This is a genomic window from Streptomyces sp. MnatMP-M17 (assembly GCF_900091995.1).
In the GTDB taxonomy this organism is placed as follows: Bacteria; Actinomycetota; Actinomycetes; order Streptomycetales; family Streptomycetaceae; genus Streptomyces.
Genome location: NZ_FMDK01000790.1, coordinates 1 through 6,296, shown reverse-complemented (window position 1 = coordinate 6,296; position 6,296 = coordinate 1). Strand labels below are relative to the sequence as shown.

The 6,296-nt window shown below is 73.2% G+C and carries 6 protein-coding genes; all 6 read right to left on the bottom strand.

Annotated elements, in window-relative coordinates; translation table 11 throughout:
* Positions 1 to 454, bottom strand: a 454-nt coding sequence (locus tag GA0115259_RS30700) for a hypothetical protein (protein ID WP_093603053.1), incomplete at its 3' end; no start/stop codon positions are given.
* A 209-nt stretch (positions 455 to 663) separates the two neighbouring features.
* Positions 664 to 1,011: a hypothetical protein gene (locus GA0115259_RS30695; RefSeq protein ID WP_093603051.1), complete on the bottom strand. Its 348-nt coding sequence runs from the start codon at positions 1,009 to 1,011 to the stop codon at positions 664 to 666.
* Between the two features lie 157 nt (positions 1,012 to 1,168).
* Complete coding sequence (locus tag GA0115259_RS30690; protein WP_093603049.1) at positions 1,169 to 2,536, bottom strand: AAA domain-containing protein; 1,368 nt, start codon at positions 2,534 to 2,536, stop codon at positions 1,169 to 1,171.
* The gene (locus GA0115259_RS30685; RefSeq protein ID WP_093603047.1) at positions 2,533 to 4,185 is read right to left on the bottom strand and encodes a hypothetical protein; all 1,653 of its coding nucleotides are present in this window, start codon (positions 4,183 to 4,185) and stop codon (positions 2,533 to 2,535) included. The genes GA0115259_RS30690 and GA0115259_RS30685 overlap by 4 nt, the downstream gene beginning before the upstream one ends.
* Positions 4,185 to 5,426, bottom strand: coding sequence for a hypothetical protein (locus GA0115259_RS30680; RefSeq protein ID WP_256098217.1), 1,242 nt, complete (start codon positions 5,424 to 5,426; stop codon positions 4,185 to 4,187). The genes GA0115259_RS30685 and GA0115259_RS30680 overlap by 1 nt, the downstream gene beginning before the upstream one ends.
* A partial coding sequence (locus tag GA0115259_RS30675; protein WP_107469297.1) for a phosphatase PAP2 family protein occupies positions 5,344 to 6,296 on the bottom strand: 953 nt, incomplete at its 5' end. The genes GA0115259_RS30680 and GA0115259_RS30675, both read right to left, overlap by 83 nt.

Sequence of the window (6,296 nt, the reverse complement as noted above, 5' to 3'; positions counted from 1 at the left end):
GGCAGACCAGCGGCGGCGGGGCCGATGCCGCCGCCGGTCCTTCGGCTCCCGTACCGCTCCACTCCTCCCAGGAGAGCAGGGCGGGCAGCCGCTGGGCGGTGCCGGGCGCGGCGAAGAGGAGCGTACGGCCGCGGTACGCGGCGACCGGCCCGGAGCCGGGTCCCTCGGACCACAGCCGCTCCAGCATCCGCCGGCCGAAGACCCAGGGGACGTTCACCACGTCGAAGACGGAGCCGCAGGACAGTACGCCGGGAGCGGTCGGCCGGGCGGCCCAGTGCGAGAGCGTGGAGCGGGGATACGGTCCGGAGGAGGCGAGCCAGTCCGCGCCGGCCGACGTGATCCGCGCGGCGTGCCGGCGGCCCTCGTCGCGGAGGAGGGCGAAGATGTCGGCGCGTCGCTCGTCGTCGCCCGTGCCGGGACTCAGCGGGGATTCATCTCGTAACCATGCGCTCATGGCAGTCAGGTCTACCGCCAGTAACGCCACCGCTCCGGAGAGTTCGGCGAAACCGGGACAGCGGCACCGGCGAGGGGTAACCTGCCCTTCGGCATATGCCCATGGGATGCATGAGTCTCCACCGTCACTCCGGCCGCCCGCGCCACTCCGGGCGCGGACACGGCCTCGCACCTGCGGTCGCATACCGGTCGTATGCCGGACCGGCGCGCCTAATGGCCCGCGAGGCCTTCGCCGCGCAGTAGGTCGCGGCCGAACTCGACCATCTTCTTGGCATAGTCCTCGGTCCACTCCGCGCGGCGCGCGATGTCCTCCGTCGTGAGCCGGTCGAAGCGGCGCGGATCGGCGAGCTGGGCGGCGGCCACCGCCTGGAACTCGACCGCCCGGTCGGTGGCCGCGCGGAACGCGAGCGTCAGCTCGGTGGCCCTGGCCAGCAGCTCCGCGGGGTCGTCGAGGGACTCCAGATCGAAGAAGTGCTCGGGGTCGGCGACCGCCTCCGAGGGCTCGAAGAGCAGCGGTGCGGGCCGTAGCCGCCGCTCGCTCCGCTCGGGATCCGGCATCTCGTTCCTCCTGCTCGTACGTGTACAGGCCCTGCGACCACCGTCCATTCTCCTGCCCACCGCAAGGGGGCGTCGGGCGCGTGTGCCATCAGGCGTACGCGAGGCCGGCAGGGCTTGTGGCGCAAGGCCGGCAGCTGCTTGCCGATTCGCCGATGGCTCAGGGCCGCCAGCTCACCTTGTGTTCCGACAGATGGGCCAGGACCGCGTGGTTGGCTTCCCAGCCGTCCGGGAATTTGACCGTCACTCCGAGCTGGACCGGCTCGGTGGACGGGTGTTCGTCGAGGAGTTCGGCCACGCCCGCGCGGCAGACCACGACGCAGGCGTGGCGGTGGCGGGAGGCGAGGACGCAGAGGCGGCCGGTCTCCAGATGGAAGGCGGTGGCGTCGGGGCGGCCGGAGAGCGGGTGGAGGACGACGGTGACATCGAACTCGCGGCCCTGGAGACGGTTCGCGGTGTCCACGGCCACGCCCGTCACACCGAGCTCCGCGAGGGCGGCCCGGACCGCCGCCGCCTGGTCGCGGTGGGCCGTGCCGACCGCGATCCGGTCGGCGCTCACCGGCACCGGGTCCTGGGAGCGCTCGCTGGTGGCCACGCCTCCGCGGTCCAGCAGCCTGCGGACGACCAGGGCCACGGCCCGTACCGCCTCGGGATCCGTACGAGGCGTACGCCGGGCGGGCAGCTCCAGCAGACCCCAGCCCGACTCCGCCGCCTCGTCCAGCACCCGGTCAGGGCCCGAGCCGTCGGACGCGACTGCGAACGCGAGCCGCCGGTCGCCGTGGTCCGTACCGCTGCGGAACGGTGTGTACGGATAGAACGCGTCCGACACCAGCGGCGCGGCCGACGCGGGCAGCCGCCAGGAGACGGGCAGCCGGTGCTGGGGCAGCTCCGGGTTGTGCGCCAGAAGCGTGGTGACCGCGCTCGCCGACGGGTCGTACGACAGCCCGGCCCACTGGTCGGCGCCCACCACGCTGAACGGATCGAGCTGGCCCGGATCGCCGACGAACAGCGCGCGCTCGAAGAGCCCGGCGACGGCGAGCAGCGCGTCCGAGCGCATCTGGTACGCCTCGTCGACGATGGCGTGCCGCCAGGGCTCGACGCCCTGCACATGCGCCCATTTCGCGGCGGTCGAGATGACGATGTCGAGGCCCGCGAGATCGGCCGCCTTCGCGGACTTGCGGACGTTCGGAAGCTCGTCCAGCGCCTTGTCGTACGGATCCGGATCATTGCTGTGCAGCCGGCCTACCGGCAGCTCGGGATCCTTCTCGGCGAGCCGGACGACAAGATCGTCCACCTGGGCGTTCGTCTGCGCGACCACCATCAACGGGCGCCCGGCCGCGGCCAGTTCCCGCGCGGCCCGTACGACGAGCGTCGACTTGCCCGCGCCGGGCGGCGAGTCCACGACAACACCGCGGTGGGCTCCATGCAGCGTGTCCCGCAGGATCGCGTCGGTGGCCCGGCCTGCGGCGGCGCCCGGATCGAAGGCGGACGGGGCGAAGGACGAGGGGTTCGACGCGGGACGGGTCACAGGAAATCCTCCTCGGTCACCGGGTCCGGAGCCTGCTGCGGCGAGGACGAGGCCGTGCCCGCCGTGCCCGCCGTGCCCGCCGTGCCTTCCGTGGCCGGAGGGCCGCCATGGGTCCAGGGCGTCTCCTCCGGGTCCGGCAGCTTCGGGCCGCCGCGCTGGTCGTGCTCGAAGAGCGTCCAGGCGATCCGGTCGCCCTTCTCCGGCACGGATCCGGGCGCGGGCTCCTTGCTCCGGCCCATACGGTCGGTCAGCCGCAGCACGAGCGTGCCGTCCTCCTCGGCCGCAGCCCCGGCTCCGTACCGTACGAACTCCGCCGACTGCGGCTTGCCGTCCAGCGAGCGGAACACCTTCGTACGCTCGCCGAGCTGCGGCCGGTCGTCCGTGCGGAGCGTGATCAGCGGGCGTGGGCTCGGCCGTTTGCTCTCGCTGTACGCCATCTCGACCTCCACCACCTCGCCGACGAACGCCTCGCCCGACAGCCTGCGGCCCGCGAGCACCAGCGGATCGTCCAGCGCCTCCGCCGCCTCCAACTGCGCCTGTGCCGTCTCGCGCGAGGCCAGCTTCTGCGCCGCGGTCACGGCGTCGTCGCGCCGGGGCTGTGGTGGCTCACCGGCGCGCACGCGGTCGCGATGGCCGGTGAACGACCAGCGGTCGCGCGTCCAGCGCTCCTCCACCCGTGCTCCTTCCGGCAGTTGACGCAGCAGATCGAGGCCGTGCCACACCGCGTCCCAGGTCGGCCGCAGCACACCGAGGAGCAGTTCGCGGATGTGCCGCTCCGCGGACGTGAGCCTGGCAAGCCGCTCCTCCGCGTCCGGTCCGTCCTCGGCCGCACCCAGCTCCTGGCGGGCCCGGTCGTACCGCTCGATCGCGGGCGCCAGCAGTCTGTTGTCGAATGCCGGATCCGTCGCGGGCCCGGCCGGCGGGCACGCCAACTGCCCGTCCCTGTCCCGGTCAAGCTCCGCCCGGAGCGCGGCCTCGGCGCCCGAGAGCGTCCCTGGCGGATCGATCCAGGCGAGCAGCGCGCCGAGATGCTGGTCCTCCAGGCTTGACTGCCCGGTCGCCCAGTGGCGATTGAGCAGATCGGTCGTCGCGAGCAGCAGCGAGGAGCCCGGTACGCGGGCGCGCTCGCCGTAGTGCGTCAGCCAGCGGCCGAGCAGCGGTACGCGCGGCGGCGCCGGGTACGGCGTCTCCGGGTCCTCCTCCGCGGTGCGCCGGAACCGCATCGACCGGCCCAGCAGCCGTACGAAATCGATGCCCGGCCGACTCGGCACGATCAACTGCGGTGCGTCCACGCACAGTTCGACCTCGACCTTGATCCGCTTCCCGGTCTCCGGATCGGTCTCGTTGCGCTCGGCGGGCTCGATCACATCGGCGTACGCGTCGAGATACGGGAGCACGGCCTCGGCCAGCTCGCCGAGGAACGCGAACCGCAGATCGCGGTCGCGCGGCTGCGCGACGGTCAGCAGCCGTGGCGTGTCCCGGTCCGTGCCGACGAGCGCGCCGAGCGGTGCGCCCGCCTCGCCCGCGGTGGTCAACGGCACGAGGACGAGAGGCCGTTCGGAGATCCGCCGATGCCGGACGGTGGCCAGCGGCTGGGCCCGCCCGCTCGCCACGGCCTCCAGCCGCGCGAGCGTACTGATCAGCGACATCAGCCCTCCGTCCCCGGACGATCCGCACCATTCGCGACGGCCCGGTCGGCGACTGTCTGCTCGGCCATGGTCCGTTCGGCGAAGGCCGGATCCGCGCCCGCCAGTGCCTCCGCCCTCAGCGTCGCCGCCCGGCGGAGCGCCGCGACCGTCGGGTCGTCCGGATCGCCCGTGTCGCCGTGGGCCGCCGACAGCACCGCCGTGACCGTGGTCAGCGCGCCCAGTTCGCCTCGTACGCTCCGGCCCAGCGCCTCCACCGCGCCGCGCTCCCGCGCGCGGGAGCGGCAGTGGAAGGCCAGCTCGCAGGCCGAGAGGCACTCGGGTGCATAGGCGGCGGTGACCGCGTCGACCGCGCTCGTCAGCTGGGCGCCCGAGCAGCGGTCCAGATCGAAGGTGGTGCCCTCGGGGAGTGTGTCCGCGATGTCCTCGATCCTGGTCAGCCTGGTGAGCTGACGGCGCGTCACCGACAACTGCTTCCGTACGTCCACGACGGACGCCGTCGGCAGATTGGAGAAGTCCTTCGGGCAGACCAGCAGCACCTGATGGCCCACCTCCGCGCCCTCCGTACGGGCCGCGACGCGCTCCAGGGCCAGTACGTACACCGCGGCCTGCCGCGCCGCCGCGCCCACCTTCGAGGCGTCCGCCGAACCGTCGATCATCGGGAAGGACTTGATCTCCACGACCGTCCACCGGCCGTCGGGCCGCACCACCACCGCGTCCGGCTCCAGATACGCGGGCGAGCCCGCCACTTCGAGGGCCAGCAGCGGATGGTCGAGCAGCGCCCAGGCACCGGCCGCCGTGGCCTCGCGCAGGGCCAGTGCCGTACGCGCCGTGCGCCCTTCGGGGCCCGCCGCCGACAGATCGGGAACGGATACCTCACCGGGCACGGGCGGCGGTTCCTGGCCGCCGAGGCGGTCCGCCAGCAGCCGCAGCAGTTCCGTACCGCCGTCGGCCTTGACCTTCGCCTCGAAGGCGTTTCCGCGCATGAACGCGAACTGGGACTGCCCGAACGGCGCGGGCGAGCCGAGCGCCTTGGCGAGCGCCGCCTTGTCGACACCGGCGCCGTCCAGCAGGGCACGCCGGCGGCAGCCGGGATTCGCCGCGAGGGCGGCCAGCGCGCGGGCATCGAGCGGATGCGGCGCGACAGCGGGCCCGCGCAGCTCAGCGAGCCGTCGCCGGAGTGTCGTCTGCGGAGGAGGTGCCGGAGGTGCTGCTACGGGTCCGCCGCCCAGGGAATCGCTCACCCGCGGAAGTCTCGCATCCACCGCTGACAATCGGTGATGCGCGGAGCCGCGGGGAGGGCGGCACGGGGATACGGGAGGCCGCCGGCGAAGGGTCCGGCGAGGGAGCCGGTACGGAAGTCCGCGACGGAGTCGGGAGAGGAGCCGGCAGGGCGGTCGCGGTCGGCGCCGGTCCGAAGCGGGCCGTCAGCGCCGTCCGTATCCGGTCCGCCGCCCGTATCGTGGGCCCCGTCAGCAGCGCTCCCACCGCCATCACCAGCGCACCCGCGACCGCGTCCAGGAAGTAGTGGTTCGCCGTTCCCATCACCACCACCGTGATGACGACCGGGTAGAGCGCGCCCAGCCACCGCACCAGCGGCGTACGCGCGTGCCGCCACAGCAGCACACCGCACCACAGCGCCCAGCCGACATGCAGGCTCGGCATCGCGGCGAACTGGTTGGTCATCTCGCCCAGACCGCGCGGCGCGCTCGCCTCGTCGCCCCACCAGCCGTACTCGCTGTACTGCGCCATGGTGTCGACAAAGCCGTGCCGGACGTGCAGCAGCCTGGGCGGGGAGGTGGGCAGCAGGGTGAAGCCGACCAGGCTGAGCAGCGTGGAGAGCGTGAGCCAGGTCCGCGCGGTCCGGTAGAGCGCGGAGCGGCGGCGGAAGAGCCAGACGAGTACGGCCGGTGTGACCAGATAGTGGAGCGAGGCGTAGACGAAGTCGGCAGGTACGGCGAGCGCCGGAGTGGCGGTGAAGAGCCGGTTGAGCGGATGCTCGGCGTTCAGGAAGAGGGCCTTCTCGAACCGGAGGATCGCCAGCCCGTGCTCGACGGCCTCCGATCCGTCGTCGCGGGCCAGCAGCCGGCCCGCCGAGTACGCGGCGTAGATCA

Coding starts and splice junctions, on each gene's coding strand:
- GA0115259_RS30685 (WP_093603047.1), bottom strand. CDS start 4,185: ATGTCGCTGATCAGTACGCTCGCGCGGCTGGAGGCCGTGGCGAGCGGG.
- GA0115259_RS30695 (WP_093603051.1), bottom strand. CDS start 1,011: ATGCCGGATCCCGAGCGGAGCGAGCGGCGGCTACGGCCCGCACCGCTG.